Below are 22,310 nucleotides of genomic sequence, written 5' to 3' on the forward strand. Positions count from 1 at the left end.
ACGCACCATCGTCCGATCGGATGATGTGGCGCGCTGCCCGCTGCGCTGGAATGCCCGTCAGGCCGTGCCGGCAAGCATCCGGCGCGGACTCGGGGAAAACCGCGACACGGGTTTACCTGATTCAAACCGCATCCGATTCAGACAGGAGTCCCCATGCCGCTCGACCCACAGGCGCAGGTGCTGCTCGCCGCATTCGCCCAGGCGCCCGCGATCGATTTCGCGCGGCTCACCGTTCCCGCGTATCGCGCGAGTCTTGCCGCCGGCGGCGCGTTCGCCCCGGGCGATGCCGTCGCCGCCGAAGAGGACTGGCAGATTCCCGCGTCGGGCCGTCAGTTGTGCGCACGGCTGTATCGGCCCGCCGCCGACGGGCCGTTGCCGCTGACCGTGTTCTTCCACGGCGGCGGCTTCGTGTCGTGCGGGATCGATTCGCATGCGAACCTGTGCCGCAGCCTCGCGGCCCGTGCGCGCACGCTGGTGCTCTCGGTCGACTACCGGCTTGCGCCCGAGGCGCGCTTCCCGGCCGCCGCGCACGACGCATGCGACGCCGTGCGCTGGGCCGCCGCCAGCGCGCGCGATCTCGGCGCACGCGCCGGCGCACTTGCCGTGGCCGGCGACAGCGCGGGCGGCAATCTGGCGGCGGTCGCCGCACTGCAGTTGCGTGGCTCGGGCATCGCGATCGCGCACCAGTTGCTGCTGTATCCGGTCGTCGATTGCGCGACCGAGCATCCGTCGTACGAAACGCTCGGCAACGGCTATTTCCTGACGGCGGACATGATGCGCTGGTTCAAGCACCACTATTTCGACGCCGGCGCCGATCGCGCGTCGCCGCTGGCAAGCCCGCTCGCTGCGCCGGACGTCGCGGGCGCGGCGCCGGCGACGATCGTCAGCGCCGAATTCGATCCGCTGCGCGACGAGGCCGAAGCGTATGCGCTGCGCCTCGCGCAGGCCGGCACGCCGGTGACGCTCGTGCGCTGGCCGGGCCAGCTTCACGGTTTCGCGAGCATGCTCGGCGCGCTCGACGCAGCCGACCGCGTGCTGACGCTCGGCGCCGACGCGCTGCGCCGCGCGTTCGACCCGACGGAGGCCCCATGACGCTCGCCGGCACGCGGGAGATCGTCGACGAGCTGCGGGCGGGCCGAATGGTCCTGCTCGTCGACGAAGAGGATCGCGAGAACGAAGGCGATCTCGTGATCGCGGCCGATCACGTGACGCCCGACGCGATCAATTTCATGGCGCGCTTCGGGCGCGGGCTGATCTGCCTGACGCTGACCGCCGAGCGCTGCGAGCAACTGAAGCTACCGCCGATGGCCGATCGCAACGGTACGCCGTTCGGCACCGCGTTCACCGTCAGCATCGAGGCGGCCGAAGGCGTGACGACCGGCATTTCGGCGGCCGATCGCGCGCATACGATCCGTGCGGCGGTGCGGGCCGGCGCCCGCCCGGACGATCTCGTGCAGCCCGGCCACGTGTTCCCGATCGCCGCTCGCCCGGGCGGCGTGCTCGTGCGCGCGGGGCACACCGAGGCCGGCTGCGATCTCGCGGCGCTCGCCGGGCTCACGCCCGCATCGGTGATCTGCGAGGTGATGAACGACGACGGCACGATGGCGCGGCTGCCCGAGCTGAAGGCGTTCGCCGCGCATCACGGGCTGAAGATCGGCACGATCGCCGACCTGATCCATTACCGGCGCGAACACGAATCGCTCGTCGAACGCGTCGGTGAACGGCCGCTGCATACGCCGTGGGGACGATTCCGCGCGATCGAGTATCGCGACACCGTGCACGGCGCGCCGCATCTCGCGCTCGTGCGCGGCGAGCCGGATCCGTCGACGCCCGTGCTGACGCGTGTGCACGAATGCCATTCGCTGCTCGACCTGCTCGATGCGGAACCGTCCGCACATTCGTGGCCGCTGCACGCCGCGCTGCAGCGGATCGACGCGGCCGGCTGCGGGGTGGCCGTGCTGCTCGACTGCGACATGCGCGGCGACGCGATGCGGGCGCCGGCCGGCCATGCGCGCCGCGACGGACGCGTGACGGGGATCGGCTCCCAGATCCTGCGCGAGCTTGGCGTACGGCGGCTGAACGTGCTGTCGAGCCCGTTCCGGCTGCCTGCGCTGTCGGGGCACGACCTCGAGATCATGGCGTTCATTCCGCTCGGCGACGACGATCCGGAAAGCGCACGAGGTGTGCACCCGCATCCGTTGCGAGCAGCGTAACGCGTTGACGCGGGATGACGGGGCGGCTCTTCGCTTGACAGGCTATCGGTTGTTTTTGTCGATACATACGGCCGGCCCCGGCGTCACGCGGCAATCCTGCACACCCGTCGGCAGCCCGCATCGAGCGGCTCGTCAAGGTGCCAAGCCCGCCCGGCGCTCACATGACGGCGAGATCCGGCCAGGCCATCGGATCGCGCAGGTTCGGCGCATCGGCCTGACCGAGAACAACGTGTGCGCCGCGATCGCAGCCGTCGTCCGCGCACGGAATCCGCGATTGTCGAAGCCGCCGCGCGGATCCTGGCGGAATTTCAGGCGAACGTGGCAGACGCGATCCTCGACGGCATGCGTCGGCAGCGCCACAAGCCGGACGCAGCCGGATAGCCTCGGCCGTCGCGCGCGGCGAGTCGCTACTCCCCTGCGGCGAAGCGCCGGCAATGTTCCAGATACCCCGCTTCGTGGTTGCTCACGAGCTGGACGATGCTGTTCCACAGCCACATCGGCGCATCGATCGTCTTCGCGCGGTTGCGGCCGAGCTCCGCGCGCCACGCCGCGCGCGTCGGCTTGTCCATCTGGCGCGCGTGGGCTGCGCCGACCACCGCGCCGAGATAGCGTGCGACTTCGCGCGCATCGTCCTCGGCAAGCAGATCGATGTCGAGCTTCAGGTCCTGCGGCAGCAGTTCGCGGATCACGACCGCGCGGTCGAGCAGGCGCGCCGCCCGCATCCGCTCGCCGAGGGCCGGTGACAGATGCCGCGCGCCTTCCACGACGCGCTCGGCGTTGTCGCGCGGCATCGCGGCGGTTTCGTCGCGCGGTGCGGCGGCCGTCACGCCCTCCTTGATGTCCATCAGGCACAGGTCGTCGCCGTCGCTGACGTCCCCGTCGATGTCGAGCAGCACCGCGTAGCGCAGCCGTCCGAGCGAACTGCAGCCCTTCACCCAGTACGCCGCGTCGAGCACGTCGACCTTGCCCGCGTCGTTGCGGCCCTTGAGGCTCGTGGCGAGCATCGCGATCGCTTCGTCGCGGAACAGCTCGCCGATCGCACGCGATTCCTTCGCGCTCAGCGGCCAGAAGCGACGGCCGAGCGGAATCGTCGGCGCGAGCCCTTCGATCCGTTCGACGGCAAGTTGCCGCCACGAGCGGCGCATGGCCTGCTTCATCACGAGGCGGACCGGTTCGGGGCGCTCGGGCAGCTTCGCGTTGCGGCTGCCGAACGCCGATGCATAACCGGCCGTCATCGCCTCCATCATGTGCACGATCGTCAGGCCCGCCAGCGCCGACCCGCGCGCGGCCGTCGCCAGCGAAAGCCCGAGGCGGATCAGGTCATGGACGGGATTGCCGATGACCGTCTGGTCGAGATCCCGGATCTGCACGTCGACCTTCCCTTCGCGGTTTGCAACCGGGCCGAGATTGCCGGTATGACAGTCGCCGCAGATCCAGATCGACGGGCCGTGCGGCAGCGCGCTGCCGTTGGTTTCGACGAGCCATTCGTAGAACCGGGCCGTATTGCCGCGCACATACGCATGAGGCGAACGCGCCATCTTCCGGCGACGTTGCTCGGTCAGGATCGCCTGGCGCCCTGCGGGTTTCGGCAGGCGCTTCTGCTTCTTCTGCGACTGGCTGCTCATGCGGTTCTCCTGATGTTGTTCGAGTCGTGCGCGGCATGCCGCGTCGTTACGTTGCCATCGAACGATGCCATCTTGCAAACCGGCGGCGTCCGTTCACGCGGGAACGTCGAGCGGGCGATGCGTGAAGGGTTCGACGCGGTGGCGCTCGCACGTGCACTCGTGTTCGAGCCGGATTTCGTCAACGAACTGCGCGACGGCCGGCTCACGCAGTCGGGCTGCACGTCGTGCAACCGCCGTGTCGTGTCGATGTACACGCCGAGCGACACCGCATGCGTGCTGCGCGAGCCGAACGACCCCGCTCCGAACCGCGTGCCGGCCGCCGGCGCGTGAGGCTCGACGTGCAGCGCGTGTCACCCGAGGCAGGCGCCGGTGCCACCTAGACGGCGTCGCGCGCGCGGGCGAGCGCCGACAGATTCCCTTCCCCGAACCCGTGGTGCCCCTTGCGCTGCACGACCTCGAAGAAGATCTCGCCGGGCCGGCGCTTGACGAAGGTCTGGAAGAACAGGCGCGGCACGCCGTCGCTGCCGATCTCGCCGTCGACCAGCACCGCGCGACGGCGCAGCGCGTCGAGATCGACACCATGCCCCGGCAGCCGCGCGTCGACCTCGTCGTAATAGCGGGCCGGCGGCTCGATGAATTCGACGCCGTTCGCACGCAGCGCATCGACGCAGGACAAGATGTCGTCGGTGGCCAGCGCGACGTGCTGCACGCCCTCGCCCGGATGGTCGGGCAGATACGCATGCATCAGCTCGGTGCGCCGCGTGCCTTCTTCATAGACCGGAATCCGCACCGCGCCGCACGGCGACACCATCACGCGCGATTCCTCCGACACATGCCAGTGCGCGTCGATTTCGTGGATCTCGCGAAAATGCAGCAGGTCGTGGTAGAAATCGAGCCACTCCTGCATGCGCCCCGCGCCGACCGTCTGCGTGAAATGATCGACCTGCCGCAGCCCGACGCCCGCGCAGTCGAGATCGGTATGCGCGGTCGCGATGTCGATCGGCCGGAAATCGATGTCGAAGATCGAGATATCGCCGACGCCGCCGCGCTGGCCGTCACGCCCGCGCCAGCGGTCGACGAAATAGAGGTGCGAATCGCCGATGCCCTGGATCGCCGGAATCTTCAACTCGCCGACCCCGACCTTCTCGCCCTCGAACGCCCACGCGCCGAGCTCGATCGCCCGCTCGAACGCGCGCCGGGCGCTGGCCACCCGCAGCCCGATCGCGCAGACGCCCATCCCGTATTCCTCCGCGTAGCGCGCGGCGAACGAATCGGGCTCGGCGTTGATCAGGAAATGCATCTGCCCTTGCCGGTACAGCGTGACGTTCTTGCTGACGTGCCGCGCGATCGCCTTGAACCCGAGCTGCTCGAAGCGCTGCGCGAGCGCTTCCGGCACGGGCGCCGCGAATTCGACGAATTCGAGGCCGGCCATCCCGAGCGGATTGGCAGCCGGATCGGTAACGGGCGGCGTATCGCTGGACAGGGGGTGGGAATTGCCGGGCATTCCAGTCTCCGGAGGCATGCGGTCGATGGGGATAGTGCCCGTCGCGTGCGGCATGCGCGGCCAGGGTGGCGACCGCGCATCCGCCCCGAACGGGCGAATTTTCAATGGTTCCAATTTTAACCAGATCGTTCACGGCGGCACACCCTGGCCAAACGGGATATCGTTACGCCGCTCAGTGCAAACCCGGAAAGCGTTCGATAATCGCACGGATTTGAACGATAATCGCGCACATTGTCCGATTGGCCAATTGCCGCCATGCGGCGCGCGCCCTATTCTCCGTTCACCCATCGACTTCAATGCAGCATCGGACGCGGCGCCGCCACGATTCCACGATGCGCCGTGCCAGGAGACATCGCCATGACCCCAACCTTCGACACCCTCGACGCCGCCGCCAGTGCCCGCATACGCAGCCAGGCCCGCAAGGCCGCGATCGGCAGCTTCGTCGGCGCCGTTGTCGACTGGTACGACTTCCTGCTGTACGGGATCGTCGCCGCGCTGGTATTCAATTCCGAATTCTTCCCGAAAGTCAGCCCGACGATGGGCACGCTCGCGGCTTTCGCGACGTTCGGCGTCGGCTTCCTGTTCCGGCCGCTCGGCGGCGTCGTGTTCGGCCACTACGGCGACCGGCTCGGCCGCAAGCGGATGCTGGTGCTGACCGTGATGCTGATGGGGCTGTCGACGGTCGCGATCGGCCTGCTGCCGACTTTCGCGTCGATCGGCTGGTGGGCGCCGGTGCTGCTGGTGCTGATGCGCGCGATCCAGGGTTTCGCGGTCGGCGGCGAATGGGGCGGCGCGGCACTGATGGCCGTCGAGAGCGCGCCGAAGCAGAAGAAGGCGTTCTACAGCAGCGGCGTGCAGGTCGGCTACGGCGTCGGCCTCGTGCTGGCCACGGGCATCGTGTCGATCCTGAGCCACACGCTGGGCGAGGCCGCGTTCAAGTCGTGGGGCTGGCGCCTGCCCTTCGTGTTCAGCATCGTGCTCGTGCTGATCGGGCTGTGGGTGCGCAAGAACATGGACGAATCGCAGGAATTCGTCGAGAAGGTCGAACACGGCAACCGCAAGCTGCGCCTGCCGGTGCTGGAAGCGCTGACGCGCCATCCGAAGGCATTCCTGCTGATCATCGCGCTGCGGCTCGCCGAACTGTTCACGATGTATATCGTCACCGCGTTCGCGCTCAGCTATTCGACGACGAACCTCGGCATGTCGCGCGACCTGTTCCTGAACATCGGCTTGCTGGTGGGCGCGGTGAGCTGCGTGACGATCCCGTGTTTCGCGTGGCTGGCCGACCGCTACGGCCTGCGCCGCATCTACCTGATCGGCGCGCTGATCGGCCTTGCGTCCGCGGTGCCGTTCTTCGTCGCGCTGGAGGCACGGTCGATCGCGTGGATCGTGATCTTCTCGATCCTGCTGGCGAACGCCGCGCACGACATGGTCGTGAGCGTCCAGCAGCCGCTGTTCACCGAGTTGTTCGGCGCCGAATACCGCTATAGCGGCGCGGGCGTCGGCTACCAGTTCGCGAGCGTGGTCGGCGGCGGGTTCACGCCGTTCATCGCGGTCGGCCTCGTCAGCGTGGGCGGTGGCTCGTGGCACCTCGTCGCCGGTTACCTAGCGGCGGGTTGCCTGATTTCGCTGGTGGTCGCCGCGCGGATGCGGGCGGCGCAGTAACAACCTGACCGAATGGCCGGCCCGCCCGTGGCCGGCCATCACGCACTGCTCGACGTCGACCGGCAACGGCACCGCTGCCTCGTGTTCGTGCGCGCGACGTCAAACACTGTCAGTTAGCCGCCCCGATTCCCCTTTTTCGCCGCCGAACATTCCACGCCGCCTGCCGACCAATGGCATCATATGGGCCTACGTCAGTCACCGATACGCCCCCATATCATGTCGAATCTCATCGTCCACGGCGGCACTCCGCTGCGCGGGGACATCAAGCCGTCCGCAAACAAGAACGCCGTCCTGCCGATTCTGTGCGCCACCCTGTTGACCGATCAGCCGCTGCGCCTCGTCGGCGTGCCGGATATCACCGACGTGCGCAAGATCCTCGAGATCTTCCGCACGCTCGGCAGCGACGTGTCGGTCGACTTCACGACGGGCCTGCTCGAACTCCACCATCGGAACACGACATTCGATCCGGCCGTCCATCGGCTGCCGGAAGCGATGCGCTCGTCGATCATGCTGATCCCGCCGCTGCTCGCGCGCTTCGGCGTCGCGCGCCTCGAGAACGACGTGAAGGGCTGCACGCTCGGCGTGCGCGAGATCGATCCGCACGTCGAGGTGTTCGAGCGCTTCGGCGCGCACATCGAGCGCACGCCCGATTCGCTGATCGTCCGCACGGAAGGCCCGCTGACGGCCAACGACCACTGGCTCGACTACGCGTCGGTAACGACCACCGAAAACTTCGCGCTATGCGCGACCGCCGCGAACGGCACGTCGACGCTGATGAACGCCGCGTCCGAGCCGCACGTGCAGGAGTTCTGCCAGTTCCTGGCGATGATCGGCGTCGCGATCGAGGGCATCGGCACGTCGCGGCTCTGCGTGACGGGCGGCCGCAAGCTCGGCGGCGGCGAATTCCGCTTCGCCGAGGATTTCCACGAGATCGCGACGTTCCTCGCGCTCGGCGCGATCACGGGCGGCGACATCACGGTGCGCAACTCGTCACCCGAGCATTTCCCGCTGATCGACCGCACGTTCGCGAAGTTCGGCGTCAACGTCACGCATCGCGACGGCTGGTCGCGCGCGGAACGCGACGGCCCGCTGCGCGTGCGCCGGCCGTTCACGCAGAACATCCTCACCAAGGTCGAAGCCGCGCCTTGGCCGTACCTGCCGGTCGACCTGCTGCCGATCTTCATCGCGCTCGGCGTGCGCGCGGAAGGCAGCGCAATGTTCTGGAACAAGGTGTACGACGGGGCGCTCGGCTGGTCCGGCGAACTGTCGAAGTTCGGCGCGCACGTGCTGCTGTCCGATCCGCATCGTCTGATCACGTTCGGCGGGCTGCAATTGACGCCGGCGCGTGTCGAGAGCCCGTACATCATCCGCGTCGCGATCGCGCTGCTGATGGTGGCCGCGAGCATCGAAGGCCGCTCGGAAATCATGAACGCGCTGCCGATCCGCCGCGCGCACCCGCATTTCGTCGAGAACCTGCGCTCGGTCGGCGCGAACGTCGAGTGGACGAGCAGCGAGTAAGACCCTGACGGTACGGCGCACGCCATCCGGGCGCCGTACCACCTCCGTACCCGGTCGGCGGCCGCGCCGGCCGCCTCCTCGCGCGTTACTCGCCGCCCCCGCAATCGGCATCGCCTGCGCCCATGTGGTCGAACCCGTAGAGCATCACGGCCGTCGTGCCGCGCGCGGGGTTGCTCGGGCGCTTCGCCAGGCTTTCGTCGAGCGGGGCAGACGGATACTGGACACTCGTGTCCATCAGGTTGCCCGGCGCCGACCGCAACTCCGCTTCGGTCAGCTTGCTCCCTTCCGCGCGGGGCAGCCCGAACGCCTTGCGCACATCCGCTTCGTTCCACGTCCCCTTCAACGTGACGGTGACCATCTGCAGGGCGCCGTGCTCCCAGTCCAGCTCGACCTTCGTCGCGAGCGGATGCACGCTGGCCGCGAGCCGGTCGGGGAACGCCGGGCCTTCGTAGTAGGCCTTCGTGTTCTTGCACGCGTCACCGGTGTTCCTGTACTGCTTCAACGCGCAATTGAAGCGCTTGTCACGATAGCCGAAGGCTGTTTCGACATAGCAGCCGAATTTCGGCGACGCCATGCGCGGCCACGCACGCACATCGACGGTCGGCTTCGGGAGGGGCGTGCCGGACGAAGGATTCGCCGCGGCAAGCAGCGGCACGGCCGCGACGAGCACGGCCAACACGGATTCGCGAATTTTCATTGTTCTGTTCCAGTCGAGGCGGCGATTCTAGCGCGGCTTCGCCCCCTGCAATGCCGCGCAACGGCGGCAGCGCTTTCCGCATGTCTTCCACCGAGGTCGTGCACGTCAGACCGATCCGGTAGTTCGGCGCGCCGCCGATTATCGTCGACGGTCATGTTCCGGGCTCGCGGCACGCATCCGGCGTCGAATCAGACCAGCCCCGGCGATGTATCCCGGCAGATCCGATTTGCGCGATAATCGCCCATTCACGCGCGATTATCGCGCACGCAGACGCCACCTTCCGACGATGAAAAAGCCCGAACTCGACCGACGCGACTGGATTGCCGGCCTCGAAAAAGGCCTGGCGATCCTCGAGGCGTTCGACAGCCAGCATGCGCGCATGACGCCCACCCAGGCCGCCGCGCGCACCGGTCTTACGCGCACGGCCGCGCGGCGCTACCTGCTGACGCTCGAATCGCTCGGCTACGTGTACACCGACGGCAAGCTGTACGGCCTCACGCCGCGCGTGCTGCGGGTCGGCTGGTCGTACTTCGATTCGGCGCGCCTGCCGCGCACGGTCCAGCCCTATCTGCAGCAATTGAGCGCGTCGTTGAACGAGTCGGCCTACGTGAGCGTGCTCGACGGCTGGGAACTCGTGTTCATCGCGCGCAACGGCGTGTCGCGCGTGATGACGACCGGCTTCGTACTCGGCGCGCGCGTGCCGGCGCCGCTCACGTCGCCGGGCGTCGTGCTGCTCGCCCACTATCCCGATCGCGAAGCCGTGCGCGCCTGGCTCGACGACACCGAACTGCCGCCGTTCACACCGCACACCATCACCAACAAGGCGCGCCTGCTCGAACAGGTCGACCGCGCACGCGACGCCGGTTTCGCGGCGATCGAGCAGCAACTGCAGGTCGGCGTGCGCGGGATCGCGGTGCCGCTGAAGAACCGTCATGGGGAAGTGGTTGCCGCGTTGAGCACGAACATGCCGATCGGCGCGGAGACGACCGACGCGGCCGTGCGGCGCGTGCTGCCGCATCTGCAGGAAGCCGCGCTCGCGATGCTGAACGTCCTCTAGCAGGCTGTTGAAAAGCGCCTCGCTTTGATGACCGGGGCGCTGTTTAAAAGGATTTCGTATGCGCTTGGCTGCCGAGTTGCCAACGAATCGCCGACGCTGGACCGTTCGCGAGCGGTCCAGCCGGCGCGTTGCCGTGCGACGGCCGCGCTTGGGCGGCTCATTGCACCGCTCCTTGCGGCACCACCGTCAGCATTCGCGCCATTCGAGTCAGATTGCTCGCCAGCATCGTCAGCTTGAAGTGCTGGTCGACCCGTTTGAGGCCGCGATACGCGGTCTGTCGTATCCTGCCGACGGTCTTGCCCCAGCCGAAGTGCTCTTCGATGCGTTTGCGAATCACTTGGCTAATGCCATAACCGGCGTGCCGCGAGGTACGGCCGTCGATCGCACTGCCGCCTTGATGCGTGTCGTTGCGCGCGACGTGTGGCGTCACTTTGCGCGCTCGGCAATCCCGCACAAAGTCGCGCATGTCGTAACCCTTGTCGGCGCCGAGCGTCTTGCATCAGCATACGCTCGCTGCGGACCGCAGTAGAACACTTGCAGCAACAACGCACGCAGCAATTTCTCCGGTGCAATCGAGGCGCGGCCACTGTCCGCGTAGATCGTGCCGAACAACCCGTTGAGCCGCTTCAGTGCCTGATTGACCAGCAGCCGCAGCGGCCGCAACGGGTGATCGGCCGGCACGAAGTCTTCCAGCTTCACCGTCGTGAACAGCGGTTCTTGCATCTCGTCCATTCCACGCATCGGCTCATCCGCTCAAGGTCATGAACACGATATCTCTAACGCACCGCTCGCAAAGCCCGTTTACACCGTTCCCAAATTCAACAGCCTGCTAGCAGCTTGATGCGCTGATCGATGCCATTCCACCTATCCGGGGCAAGCGGGGACATCCTCTGCACAAGCCGAAAATCGTACAAGGCGACCGGGGCTATAGCTCCGAGCCCCATCGACAGCGCTTGCGTGAGCGAGGCATCACACCGATGCTCGCCAAAATCGGAGCGCAGCACGGCAGTGGACTGGGCAAAACGCGTTGGCCAGTAGAGCGTTCGATTGCCTGGCTGCACTCGTTTCGACGACTCAAGATTCGTTACGAACGCTACGCTCATGTTCACGAGGCCTTCATGTCTTTGGCTTGTGCCTTGATTTGCTGGACTCGTCTCAAGCCTCCGTTTAACTAATTTCGCAACAGCTTCTTAGACACCGACCGCCTGCTTGGTGGGCGACGTCATGAAAACGAGTCAGAGTCTTTTTAATCCAGCACTGATGGCATATTAATGGCCCGCCACGTCCGCGCACCCGGCGCATAAAACTTGCCCCGGACATCGACGAAACATGTTTGTCCACGCAACGAAATCGATACTGATGATGTACGGTATGCCACTTGCGGTCGAGTAATACAAAACCCGCATCCGCAAGGTAAGCCCGAAGCATTTTGAAACGTTCGTCGCGGGTTGTCACTGAAACGGGGTCTCGCTACTAACTATAACTGGAAAAGAGGCGCATCCAGCATCTGTCCATTGCCGGATACCGAGAGCTAGATATCGTAGTTCAATATTCGGGTTAAAGCGCACAAGTCGCACGCATTGCCAACGCCGGTAGTACAACCTGACTCGCCATCCTTCGGAACAAGTCGTTCTCTGTCGCTCAGACCTCGATATACGATACCGACTGTGAAGCCACCAGCTTCGATGGCGCTGGACATTCGCTCTGACAGATGTCGTCACTTAACGTCGACTGTCGGCCATCGGGTCCGGGGCTCAAATGAAGTGGGCCGTCGCACACGATCACACCGATTGTCCTGCAGACCGGGCGCCACACTGGATCGGGCTCGCACGCCTGCTCGCGGTCCACAATCCGGCATGTAAATCCGAGCTAAGTCGATCACCGAGGTGACACTAGTCTCCAACCTGCGTAGCGGTGCTGCCAATCAACATGCAACCGCATTCGGTGTGGTGACCATGTAGCGCAACACGCTCGCCGCCAATTGTCAACGTTGGATGTGCTTCAATGATCTTGTTAACGCCGTGCAATTTGCCATCGGGATATTTCTCTGGGCAGTCAGCGAGATCATGCAGACGAGCAATCGCCTTACCTCCAATCGTATGGATATCCGAGCCGCTGATCACGCGCCCCCCATGCGATGTCATATCTCCGACCACGATGATAGCTAGTGCCATTTTGCACCTCGACAAAGTTGAGAACGAGTTTCTGCGTGTTGTCTGGACAGAGGTGCGCGTGCATCAATCACCTTCTTGATTGGATTCCTCTTCGGGATAAGACGGGTAGGTGCTTGCTATCCTACCTTTGATGTAGGCTATGCGGCCGTTATATGCTTTCATCAAGCAAGCGTTATCACTACAGGAATTCCGTACTGTCTTGATCCAGTTGATTTGATTCAGTCTCACTGGATCTTGGTATGAAATTTCTTTCGAATTGGTCAGCATCATCGCAACGTAGCCACGATTGACGGTTGCATCGAGTTTAATCAGATCTGGATTCTTGCATATAAGGTGTTCGACATTCGTTGCGGCTTTACTGCAGTCGAAACTTTGCTCCGCATTTGCTGGCGCATGGGTTTGACGCGCGAAGGCGTACGCCCAAGAACCGTCGAGCAACACCATCTCGTCCTGCGATCGATAGATCATCGCAGATCGGAGGCCCGAGCAGAGCGGTGCGTCGACATCACCCAGAATATAGGTATCAGTCAGCGCCGCGCCTTTCGCATGGAACTTCGCGGTCAGAAAAGCATTGAATTTGTCTCTGGAACCGAACGAGTGAGAGATGACCGGGTCGACATAGAAGTTCATTTTCTTGTCGATCTTTACGTTGCAACTGTGCCCGGTGTAATGAAGTGCAAACGCACTGTCATCGAAAGTGAGAAAAGCCGCGGTCTGGGGATTGACCGGAAAGGGCAACTGGTGTGTGTCATGTCCCGGTTCGAACTGCGCTGCACCTATCATTCGATATATTTCCTCGGCCGAAGCATGCGCCGGCCCAAAGGCTACCGACATCAGGAGGAGTAAGCTCAGTGTGAGTTTCTTCATGAAAAAAGATATCGTTCGTTTAATGGTTGGAATTGTAAGTGCCTAGACAAAACATGTCGTGCTCTCGTTCGCGGCGCGTCTTGTTGTCGGCGATTCGTTGGCAACTCGGCAGCCAAGCGCATACGAAATCCTTTTAAACAGCGCCCCGGTCATCAAAGCGAAGCGCTTTTCAACAGCCTGCTAGGAAAGTCCGCCGATTGCCCCGCCTCCCGTCTGCTCGTTTCGGCAAATCGCCGACGATCTCGATACCGTCATCGATCGGATAAGAAAACCACGCCGCTCGCGACGCGCCATGGCAAGCGCATCAAAACGCCGTCGCCGCTTCACCGCATTGCATCGTGCGAGCGCTTCGACCTTTTAAATCCTCGAGGCGGCTCGGGCGGAAACGCCCGTGATCGATCATGCGGAAGGTGCGCGGCAACGGCCACCGGCAGGTTCGCTTACACGACGGTCAGGCGGCCCTTGCCTTACCCGATCCGCCACCACCGCGGCAGCAGGTCGCGCACTTCACGCCGCCGGTAACGATCGTCGATCAGATGCACGACGCCCTCGTCGCGCTCGGTGCGGATCACGCGCCCGGCCGCCTGCACGACCTTCTGCAAGCCCGGGTACAGGTACATGTAGTCGTAGCCGTTACCGAAGCGCGCGTCCATCGCCTGCCGCATCTGTTCGTTGACGTCGTTGACCTGCGGGAGCCCGAGCGTCGCGATGAACGCGCCGATCAGCCGCTCGCCGACCAGGTCCACGCCTTCCGAGAACGCGCCGCCCAGCACCGCGAAGCCGACGCCGCGCCCACCCGCGTCGAAGCGCGCAAGAAACGCGTCGCGCTCGCTTTCGGCCATGCCCGGCGCCTGTGCCCAGACCGGCACGTCCGGATGCCGTGTCTGCATCAGCGCGACCACGCGCCCCAGGTAGTCGAAGCTGCTCAGGAAACCGAGGTAGTTGCCGGGCCGCGTCGCGTATTGCTCGGCGATCAGGTCGACGATCGGCTCGAGCGAACGGTCGCGGTCGCGCCAGCGCGTCGACACGTGGCTCGCGACGCGCACCGTCAGTTGCTCGGCGCGGAACGGCCCGTCGACGTCGAGCCAGCCCGTGTCGCCGGGCAACCCGAGTGTGTCGCGGTAGAAGTGAAACGGGCTCAGCGTGCCCGAGAACAGCACGGTCGCGCATGCGGCTTCGTAGCGCGGCGCGAGAAAGCCGGCCGGGATCACGTTGCGCACGCACAGCGTCGACTGGACGCGGCGCCGGCGGCTCGCCGACGCAACACCGTCGAGCGCCGGCTGGCGCGGCATCGGTTCGCCGTGCAGCGTCGCGTCGAAGATCGACGCACTGTCGAACGCTTCGGCAAGCACGCTGAACTGGATCGCCTCGAAATGAAACCGCAGCAGTGCGTCGCCGTTCGCGCGCGGCGCATCGGCCAGGTGTTCGCCGAGCGCCGCGACCAGATTCTGCACGGCCGACACGATCGGGCCCGGTATTTCCGGGTACGCGGCATAGCGCCCGGCCTGTGCGCGACTGAGCGTGCCCCAGGCGCGGGCGAGCCGGTCGAACGCCTTGCGCAGCGCCGCGGGCGCAGCCTCGCGGGCCGCCGCGAATGCGAACGGATCGAGCGATGCGCTGTACATCTTGCGCGCGCGATCGAGCAGGTTGTGCGCTTCGTCGACGAGCACGCCGACACGCCACTGGTTCTGCTGCGCGAGCGTGTACAGCATCGCGCTGCCGTCGTAGTAGTAGTTGTAGTCGCCGATCACCATGTCGGACCAGCGCGCGAGTTCCTGCGAGAGGTAGTACGGACAGACGTCGTGCGCGAGCGCGGCCGCGCGCACCGTGTCGCGGTCGAGCAGCCCGGCCTCGATTGCCGCATCGCGCGCGGCCGGCAGCCGGTCGTAGAAGCCTTTCGCGAGCGGACACGATTCGCCGTGGCATGCGCTGTCCGGATGCTCGCATGCCTTGTCGCGCGCGACGAGTTCAAGCACGCGCAGCGGCAGCGCCGGCGAGCCGGCGCCGAGCGTCGTCGCGGCCTCGAGCGCGAGCGCGCGGCCGGGCGTTTTAGCGGTCAGGAAGTACACATGGTCGAGCTCGCCCTCGCCGCAGGCCTTCAGCAGCGGAAACACGGTGCCCAGCGTCTTGCCGATGCCGGTCGGCGCCTGCGCCATCAGGCAACGCTCGTCGCGTGCCGCACGATAGACGGCCACCGCCAGCTCGCGCTGGCCGCTACGGAACTGCCCGTGCGGAAACGCAAGCGCACGCAGCGCCGCGTCACGCGCCGCGCGGTGTGCCGTCTCGCGTTCGGCCCAGCCGACGAAGCACGCGCACTGCTCGGCGAAGAACGTCGCGAGCTCGGCCGCCCCCAGCGTTTGCGTCAGCACCGTCTCGCGCTCGGACACGATGTCGAAATAGACGAGCGCGACGTCGATTTCCTGGAGGCCGCGCGCGTCGCACATCAGGTGCGCGTAGACCTTCGCCTGCGCCCAGTGCAGCACGCGGTGGTTGGCCGGCATCGCATCGAGGCTGCCGCGATAGGTCTTGATCTCCTCGAGACGGTTTGCCACCGGGTCGTAGCCGTCCGCGCGACCGCGCACGGTGAGCGTGCCCCACGTGCCCGCCAGCGCGATCTCGGTTTCGTAGCGGGCGCCGCGCTTTGACGTGACCGCACCATGGCCGGCAATGCCTTCCAGCGCGGTCGGCGCGGGCGTGAAGCGCAGGTCGAGATCGCCGCGTCGCGCGGTGAACTCGCACATCGCCCGCACCGCGACGACGTAGCTCATGCCGACAGGGCCGCCGCTTCGGCGTGCGCGACGTCTTCACCCGCCCACTCGACGTCGATCACGCGCACCGGGATGCCGTGCGCGACGCAGTACGCGAGCCAGCGCGTCTGGTTATCCTGAAGGCGGTCGCCGGGGCCTTTCACCTCGATCAGTTCGTAGCGGCGCTCGCCGGGCCAGAAGCGGACGAGATCGGGCAGCCCCGACCGGTTGCTGCGGATATCCGCGAGCAGGCGCGTGAACCACAGCCGCAAGTGCTCGGGCGGCAGGCACGCGAGCGCCGCGTCGAGCAATTCGTCGCTCAGCACGCCCCAGAACACGAACGGCGATTGCAGCCCCGCCTTCAGCGTGAAATGCCGGCGGATCGTGTCGCGATAGGCGCCCGAATCGAGCTGCGCGAAGCACGCGGCAAACGCGTCCGCGCGGCGCGCGACGAAATCGGGCGCGTGCAGGTCGGCCGGGCCGCGCTGGAACGGGTGAAAGAACGCACCGGGCACCGCGGCGAACACGGGCTCCCAGCACAGCAGCCCGAACAGCGAATTGATCAGCGTGTTTTCGACGTAATGGACGGGCGAAGCGGGTTGCGCGAGATGATCGCGCACCGCAAATTCGACGCTGACGAACGCATCGGGGCGCGCAAGCACGAGCGTTTCGCGCGGCACGTCCGCTGCCGCGGCCGCCCGCTCGACGCGCTGCCCGAGCCGGCGCTGCAGACGCGGCAGCATGCGCTCGACCCGCTGGCGCTCCTCGTCGCTCTCGAAGCCGCCGCGCGCATCGAGCGCCAGCGCGAGCGCATCGTCGTCACGCCCGCAGCGTTCGAGCACGCGGATGCGCCGATGGCGGCTGCCGGGCCATGCGCTGCGTGCATACGCGTCGAGCGCGGCGGCCCAGTCGGCCCGGCGTTCGCAGGCCTGCCCGAGCGCGAACAGCAGCTTCGCGCGACGCGTCGCGAGCCACGGCTGCCCGCAATCGACCGCGTCGATCGCGCGTATCAGGTCGTCGAACGGCAGATCGCCGGGCCATGCGTCGAGCGCATCGCGGCACACCTGCAGCGCGAGATACGCATCGACGTCGCCGCGCTGCTGGAACGCACGCGACGACGGCGCGATCGGCACGCTTTCGTACTGGAACACGCCGAGATCGGCGAGCACGAACTCGCTCCAGTCCTGATGGAGATTGCCGAAGAACATCAGGCGCAGCCGGTCGCACAGCGCGCCGACCGTCACGCGCAGCACACGATCGCCGTCGTGTGCGCCCCATGCGTCGAGCGGTTGCGCGACGTCGTGCGCGGGACGCAGCCGTTCGAGCCATTCGGGCTTGCGTTCGCCCGCATGCGCGGCGAGGGCCGGGAAGATGCGCAGCAGATCGGCCTTGGTCGACAGCGCGAACAGTTCGTCGAGCGTCAGCGCGGGCGCCGGGTCGACCCAGCCGAGTTCGACGAGCGGCGCGGCCGCGGCGAGTGCGCAGCCGATTTCGTCGTACACGAGCTTGCTTGCCCGGAAGTCGCACCCGTTGCGCATCAGCATCCGCACGAGCAGCGCGCGCGACGCCTGCGGCAGCGTCGCGAACCGGCGGACGAACGCGTGCTCGTGCGCGTCGAACAGGTCGTCGTAACGCTCGCCGAGCCAGGCCAGCGCGCGTTCGAAATTGGTCAGGTAGTAAAACGCCGGGGGCGTCGGCGATGCAGGCGTCACGGGATTGATCACTGTACATTCGTACAGGTCGGAATCATATCAAATGTGACGGCAGATGCCGCACGCCCCATCGGCCCGCTGCTGCCCGGCCCCGCTCAGAACTGGTAATTCACCGACATGTCGAATACGCCGTTGGTCGACTGCTGCGTGATCGGGCTGCGCGCGGCGCGGCCGACGAGTTGCTCGATCGCGCCGTCGATCGTGACGAACCAGTGCTTGTTCACGAACCAGGCCATCGTCACGCCCGCGCCGTACGACTTGAGCCCGGCCCCCGACGAATAGGCCGGCAACCCGGAACGCGCGGCGGCGCCCGGGTTCACGCCGAACCAGCTGTTCATGTAGCGCGAATCCGCGAACGACACGGTCGGCCCCGCGAACCAGAAGAAATGCTCGTTGCTGCCCGGCAGCGGCATGTACGCGGAGAAATCGCCGACCCAGCCATTCGAGCCACCGATGCTGCGCCGGATATCCGCGCGCAGCACGAGCGGAAATTCCTTCGAGATCACGTAATCGGCCGCCAGTTTCATCACCGGGGCCGCGTTGATGTTGTCGAGGCCGTTCAGGTGCTGGATATCGTCGGCCGAGCGGCGCCCGAGGTCGTAACCGACGGACAGGCTCACGCGCCAGTTCGGCCCGCGCAGCACGTTCGCGCCGAGCCCCTCGCCCGTCGACAGGAAGAACAGGTCGCGATAGCGGATGTCGACATTCGGGCCGCCCATCACGCGATAGCGGTCGGAGCCCGCATAGCGCGGCTGCAGCGTCATCGCGGCGCCCACGCTGATATTCCAGGTGGAGATGTTCGGGTCGTAGAGTTTTTCGAGCGGCACACCCGCCGAGTATTGCCACTCGCCGAGCGGCGAAGGCGTCTGGGCCGACGCATCGCGGGCGCCGGCCGCGGCGAGCGCCGCGCAGGCCGACACACCGGAAACGAACCGGCGTGCGCCGGGTGACAGCAAAGGGCGAGCAACAGTCATCACGGCGGTCCCTGGCAGTTGCGCGAAACGAACCTGAAGGAAAGCGCATTGCGCCTCTTCGGCTGCAGCGGCTGGCGGCCTGCGGCGCGAACGTAGCGTGCGCTGAATTAACGGACATCCTACGCGACGCGTGCGCGGACGCAAAGCGCCCGCTGCGGGCGGGCACTTTGCCAGCCGCAGGAATCGTCCGGTGAAGCGTGGTGGAATCAGAATCGCTCGACGTGATAGTCGCCGGCCAGCGCGGCCGGGCTGCGCGTCGACATCATCCGCGAGAAGCCGTCGGCGAGCCGTCCGAGCGCGAGCTGCTTCTGGCTCGCGTCCCAATGCGTATAGGCGTCGTACGCGGCATCGTCGAACGAAACAGTGACGGCAACCGGGCGGCCGCTGGCGCGAAAGCCGATCTGCAGCACGCCGCCCGGCAGTTCCTCGATGTGATAGCGCAACGAGCGCGATTCGAAATAGCGGCCCAGCACCTGAGCGATCGCGCGCTTGTCTGGCGATTGCACGTGAATGTCCATGAGGGTCCTCCCTTTTTCAGTGTTCGCGCGGACGCGTGTGATGCACCGCTTCCTCCCGGCATCCGCATCGGTGACGGGTGCGACGGCGGGTCACCCTGCGGCAGCCCGTCGGGCACGGGCGGATCGACGGGATCGTCGTGCCCGGGCGTCGGGTTCGGGTCGACGTCGGGCGTCGTCGGTTCGGGGCGGTGCAGCGTGTATGGCGTATTCATGTCTCTCCTGCGCGACGGCGCGCGTCTCGATGGCGCCGCAACCCTGCGCAAGCGGTGTGCCCATTGCCGCGGCATGTGCCCCGGTTGGCCGCCCCGGTCGGACGCTGTCGCGTGCTCAGAGTCCTCATGGGCCGTCATCACGAGCCACAACGTGCGCCCGTCGGCGGTCGGCCGTACCGCGAGCGCGAATCGGTCGGACGGCGCGCATGCCGCGACGAGCGCCTGCTGCGCGTGCTCGGGGCCGTCGTCGTCGGTGTCGTTCGGATCGCGTACCTCGTCCTTGCCGTCGAACGTGCGCCGCTCGGGCCTCGGGCCGATAGACCGGCGACTCGCGCTGCCACGTGTCGAAACGCTCGTGCACGTGGCAGAAATCGCGGCCGCAACCGTTCGCGTCGTAACGTATCCTTTCAGTGGATGCCTTCATCACGATGTCCTCTCGTCCACGCCGACGGCGTGCGTGGCTGCGCCGCGCCCCCGTGCGGTTTCGCCGACGCGCAAGCGTCGTGCCGTCGGTCCCGCGCAGGCATCGCGCTTGCGCCCCCATCCATGACCCAGGAGGTACGACCATGACCGCTCACGCCCCCGGCCGCCACGACGCCGTGTCACCGGCTGCCGGACTGCTCCGGCTCGCCACGTCGCGCCCGCCGTCCAAAGACAAGACGGAGGAACGCATCGACGAGGGCCTCGAGGAAACGTTTCCGGCCAGCGATCCGCCCGCCGTTGGCGGCGCGACCCGTATCGATCCTGCCAAGCCGTCCGGCGAGCGCGAACGCCGCGCGCCGCACGTTCCTTCCCCGCCCCCCGATCACGGCTGACGGCGGCAACCGGCTCGCACTGCGCAGCGGCGCGCCGGAGCAATCCGGAGTCGATCCGATGAAAGGCCTTGAACGCAGATGGCATGAAATCAGCGGCGCCGCCGGCGTCGCAGCGCTGGCGGCGATCGAAAGCGCGGTAGTACTCGCGATCGTCACGATGACGGGCATCGGGCACTGACGTCCTGCCCCACCCGTTCGCGGCTGCCGCCGTGGAAGATGTACAAGCGGGCTGGCAAATTTCTCCGTCGCCTGGCCGTCGAGGCCCGGCGTGTGCGGCCCGCGCGCGGCACGCCAGCTGCTCCTGGATTGTCTTGTTCACGAAGGAGGCATTCATGTTTCGCGTCACCGAGATCATGTCGCGCGACGTGGTGTGCGTCGCGCCGACCGACACGATTCGCCACGCGGCCGAACTGATGCGGCGCTTCGATATCGGCGTGCTGCCCGTTTGCGACGGCCCCGAACTCGTCGCGATCGTGACTGACCGCGACCTCGCGGTGCGCGGACTGTCGCACGGCCATTCGTCCGATACGCCCGTGCAGGCGGTCGCATCCAGGCCCGTGCAATGGTGCGTCGAGGACGACGGTGTCGGCGACGTCCAGCAGCGGATGGCCGACGTGCAGTTGCATCGGTTGCCGGTGCTCGACCGCAACCGGCGGCTGGTCGGCATCGTGTCGCTCGGCGACATCGCGACCCGCGCGGGCGGCCCCGAGCGGGACGAGCTGGCCAATACGCTCGAGGACGTGTCGCTGCCGCGCCGGCGTTGACCGGCGCCCATTCATGCCGCGTGGCCCGCCCGGGTGCCGCTTCGACCAGGAGGTGTTCGATGACAACGGACAGACCGTCGCGCGACGACACGCGCATCGTCGGCGGCAAGCGCCGCACGGCCGGCGGCGGGCCGGGGCCCGACGTGATGGCCGCCCGCACGCTCGAAGGCGATCGCGTCCTGACGATGGACGGCGACGACGTCGGCCAGGTCGCCGACATCATGCTCGACGTGCGCTCCGGCCGGATCGCGTATGCGGTCGTGGCGTCGGGCGGCCTGCCCGGGATCGGCGACAAGCTACTCGCGGTGCCGTGGAACGTCCTCGTGCTCGACGTCGAGCGCCAATGCTTCGTGCTGCCGGTCGCCACCGAACGCGTGCGCGAAGCCCCCGGCTTCGACAGGAACCGCTGGCCCGCAATGGCCGACCCGGAGTGGGCCGAGGCGCTGCATGCGTACTACGGCAGTTCGCCGTACTGGCTGATCGAGGAAGGCGAAACGGCGCTCGACTCGCCGCCGTACGAGGCGTCGCCGGGTGGCCCCGACGCCCCTGAAAGCCCCGAAGGCGACGAGCGGTAGCGCGATCGCCGCTCAGTGCGCGGCCGCTACCGCCTGCGCGAGTTGCCGGGCGGCGGCCAGGTGCGCGTTCAGCATCGGCAACGCGTTGGCCGCGAACGCGCGAAGCTGCGGATCGCGGCCGTTCCGCGCCTCGGCCTCGTAGAGCCGGATCGCCGCTTCCTGCGCGCGCGGGCCCGCCAGCGCGACATAGGCCGTGTCGAACGCGTGGCCCGCTTGGGTTCGCATCGCGGTCACGGCCGGGTCAACGAGCATCCGCGACTGGACCGGCAGGCCCTTGGCCGCGCCAAGCTGCCGCAACTCGCCGGCGATCCGCCCGTGATCGTTCACCATCCTGCGCGCGAACGCCTTCACGTCCGGATTCGACGAGCGGTCGAGCGCGAGCTGGCTGGCCTGCCGCTCTACCTTGCCGATCATGCCTGCCTTGTCGACGAATTCAGCATCGATACCGGTCGGCCGCTGCGTCATGCCGGCCTCGTCGGCCGTCGTGCCGGGGCGGATGACGCCCGGCGCGACTTGCGCCGGCGAAGCGGGCGACGCCGGCCCCTGCGCGAACGCGACGTTCAATGCGCCGACGGTCGCGGCCAGCACGATCGCCGTCGGCCGGCCGGTTCGATTCGTTTTCATCCGGACCTCCGTATGTCGCGACGGAGCGCGCCGGCCGCGCGGGTTGCCG

Annotated in this window: 19 protein-coding genes and 3 pseudogenes; 10 read left to right on the plus strand and 12 right to left on the minus strand. The window is 66.8% G+C overall.

Going from position 1 to position 22,310, the window contains the following annotated elements; all coding sequences use genetic code 11:
* The first annotated feature begins 153 nt into the window (after window positions 1-153).
* Window positions 154-1,092 carry an alpha/beta hydrolase gene (locus LGN17_RS00090; RefSeq protein WP_226194640.1) on the plus strand — a complete coding sequence of 313 codons (939 nt, stop codon included), beginning with the start codon at window positions 154-156 and terminating at the stop codon, window positions 1,090-1,092.
* A complete protein-coding gene (ribBA, locus tag LGN17_RS00095; RefSeq protein WP_226194641.1) occupies window positions 1,089-2,213 on the plus strand; it encodes a bifunctional 3,4-dihydroxy-2-butanone-4-phosphate synthase/GTP cyclohydrolase II in 1,125 nt (374 codons plus the stop codon). The genes LGN17_RS00090 and ribBA overlap by 4 nt, the downstream gene beginning before the upstream one ends.
* A gap of 407 nt (window positions 2,214-2,620) precedes the next feature.
* On the opposite strand, the gene LGN17_RS00105 is transcribed toward ribBA, so the two are convergent.
* Window positions 2,621-3,838 carry a DUF2252 family protein gene (locus LGN17_RS00105; protein ID WP_226194642.1) on the minus strand — a complete coding sequence of 406 codons (1,218 nt, stop codon included), beginning with the start codon at window positions 3,836-3,838 and terminating at the stop codon, window positions 2,621-2,623.
* A gap of 117 nt (window positions 3,839-3,955) precedes the next feature.
* Between LGN17_RS00105 and LGN17_RS00110 the strand changes: the two genes are divergently transcribed.
* Window positions 3,956-4,168, plus strand: a complete 213-nt coding sequence (locus LGN17_RS00110; protein ID WP_226194643.1) for a hypothetical protein — start codon at window positions 3,956-3,958, stop codon at window positions 4,166-4,168.
* Between the two features lie 46 nt (window positions 4,169-4,214).
* On the opposite strand, the gene LGN17_RS00115 is transcribed toward LGN17_RS00110, so the two are convergent.
* The gene (locus tag LGN17_RS00115) at window positions 4,215-5,342 is read right to left on the minus strand and encodes a 4-hydroxyphenylpyruvate dioxygenase family protein (protein ID WP_226194644.1); all 1,128 of its coding nucleotides are present in this window, start codon (window positions 5,340-5,342) and stop codon (window positions 4,215-4,217) included.
* 357 nt (window positions 5,343-5,699) lie between these two features.
* Between LGN17_RS00115 and shiA the strand changes: the two genes are divergently transcribed.
* Together shiA and LGN17_RS00125 are read left to right on the plus strand one after the other, a co-directional pair.
* Entirely contained in the window at window positions 5,700-7,007 is a 1,308-nt protein-coding gene (shiA, locus tag LGN17_RS00120; protein ID WP_175950271.1) for a shikimate transporter, read from the plus strand.
* 216 nt (window positions 7,008-7,223) lie between these two features.
* A complete protein-coding gene (locus LGN17_RS00125; RefSeq protein WP_226194645.1) occupies window positions 7,224-8,525 on the plus strand; it encodes a UDP-N-acetylglucosamine 1-carboxyvinyltransferase in 1,302 nt (433 codons plus the stop codon).
* An 85-nt stretch (window positions 8,526-8,610) separates the two neighbouring features.
* On the opposite strand, the gene LGN17_RS00130 is transcribed toward LGN17_RS00125, so the two are convergent.
* Complete coding sequence (locus LGN17_RS00130) at window positions 8,611-9,222, minus strand: hypothetical protein (protein WP_226194646.1); 612 nt, start codon at window positions 9,220-9,222, stop codon at window positions 8,611-8,613.
* 286 nt (window positions 9,223-9,508) lie between these two features.
* On the opposite strand from LGN17_RS00130, the gene LGN17_RS00135 reads away from it, so the two are divergent.
* Window positions 9,509-10,279 carry an IclR family transcriptional regulator C-terminal domain-containing protein gene (locus LGN17_RS00135; RefSeq protein WP_226194647.1) on the plus strand — a complete coding sequence of 257 codons (771 nt, stop codon included), beginning with the start codon at window positions 9,509-9,511 and terminating at the stop codon, window positions 10,277-10,279.
* 157 nt (window positions 10,280-10,436) lie between these two features.
* Here the strand turns inward: LGN17_RS00135 and LGN17_RS00140 are convergent.
* Window positions 10,437-11,011 (minus strand): annotated as a pseudogene (locus tag LGN17_RS00140) (transposase).
* Window positions 11,012-11,112: 101 nt separating this feature from the next.
* Here LGN17_RS00140 and LGN17_RS00145 point away from each other — a divergent pair.
* A pseudogene (locus LGN17_RS00145) lies at window positions 11,113-11,454 on the plus strand (transposase); the annotation flags it as partial.
* A gap of 717 nt (window positions 11,455-12,171) precedes the next feature.
* Here LGN17_RS00145 and LGN17_RS00150 read toward each other — a convergent pair.
* From LGN17_RS00150 to LGN17_RS00180, 7 genes and pseudogenes are all read right to left on the minus strand, one after another.
* The gene (locus tag LGN17_RS00150; RefSeq protein WP_226194648.1) at window positions 12,172-12,453 is read right to left on the minus strand and encodes a PAAR domain-containing protein; all 282 of its coding nucleotides are present in this window, start codon (window positions 12,451-12,453) and stop codon (window positions 12,172-12,174) included.
* A gap of 63 nt (window positions 12,454-12,516) precedes the next feature.
* The gene (locus LGN17_RS00155) at window positions 12,517-13,320 is read right to left on the minus strand and encodes a lysozyme inhibitor LprI family protein (protein ID WP_226194649.1); all 804 of its coding nucleotides are present in this window, start codon (window positions 13,318-13,320) and stop codon (window positions 12,517-12,519) included.
* A gap of 467 nt (window positions 13,321-13,787) precedes the next feature.
* The gene (locus tag LGN17_RS00160; protein WP_226194650.1) at window positions 13,788-16,088 is read right to left on the minus strand and encodes an ATP-dependent DNA helicase; all 2,301 of its coding nucleotides are present in this window, start codon (window positions 16,086-16,088) and stop codon (window positions 13,788-13,790) included.
* Complete coding sequence (locus LGN17_RS00165) at window positions 16,085-17,779, minus strand: VRR-NUC domain-containing protein (protein ID WP_226195257.1); 1,695 nt, start codon at window positions 17,777-17,779, stop codon at window positions 16,085-16,087. The genes LGN17_RS00160 and LGN17_RS00165 overlap by 4 nt, the downstream gene beginning before the upstream one ends.
* Window positions 17,780-17,874: 95 nt before the next feature.
* Window positions 17,875-18,753 (minus strand): MipA/OmpV family protein, encoded by an 879-nt coding sequence (locus tag LGN17_RS00170; protein WP_226194651.1) that lies wholly within the window; start codon window positions 18,751-18,753, stop codon window positions 17,875-17,877.
* A gap of 206 nt (window positions 18,754-18,959) precedes the next feature.
* Window positions 18,960-19,271 (minus strand): hypothetical protein, encoded by a 312-nt coding sequence (locus LGN17_RS00175; RefSeq protein WP_226194652.1) that lies wholly within the window; start codon window positions 19,269-19,271, stop codon window positions 18,960-18,962.
* A 332-nt stretch (window positions 19,272-19,603) separates the two neighbouring features.
* Window positions 19,604-19,907, minus strand: a pseudogene (locus LGN17_RS00180) (hypothetical protein); the annotation flags it as partial.
* Window positions 19,908-20,049: 142 nt separating this feature from the next.
* Between LGN17_RS00180 and LGN17_RS00185 the strand changes: the two are divergent.
* The 3 genes from LGN17_RS00185 to LGN17_RS00195 all read left to right on the plus strand — a co-directional run bounded on the left by LGN17_RS00185 (window position 20,050) and on the right by LGN17_RS00195 (window position 21,637).
* Window positions 20,050-20,298: a hypothetical protein gene (locus LGN17_RS00185; RefSeq protein WP_226194653.1), complete on the plus strand. Its 249-nt coding sequence runs from the start codon at window positions 20,050-20,052 to the stop codon at window positions 20,296-20,298.
* A gap of 332 nt (window positions 20,299-20,630) precedes the next feature.
* Window positions 20,631-21,062, plus strand: coding sequence for a CBS domain-containing protein (locus tag LGN17_RS00190; RefSeq protein ID WP_226194654.1), 432 nt, complete (start codon window positions 20,631-20,633; stop codon window positions 21,060-21,062).
* Between the two features lie 59 nt (window positions 21,063-21,121).
* Window positions 21,122-21,637: a PRC-barrel domain-containing protein gene (locus LGN17_RS00195; protein WP_226194655.1), complete on the plus strand. Its 516-nt coding sequence runs from the start codon at window positions 21,122-21,124 to the stop codon at window positions 21,635-21,637.
* 12 nt (window positions 21,638-21,649) lie between these two features.
* On the opposite strand, the gene LGN17_RS00200 is transcribed toward LGN17_RS00195, so the two are convergent.
* Complete coding sequence (locus LGN17_RS00200) at window positions 21,650-22,261, minus strand: DUF4142 domain-containing protein (RefSeq protein WP_226194656.1); 612 nt, start codon at window positions 22,259-22,261, stop codon at window positions 21,650-21,652.
* Window positions 22,262-22,310 lie beyond the last annotated feature (49 nt).

This window comes from Burkholderia sp. AU30280 (assembly GCF_020420125.1).
Taxonomy (GTDB): domain Bacteria; phylum Pseudomonadota; class Gammaproteobacteria; order Burkholderiales; family Burkholderiaceae; genus Burkholderia.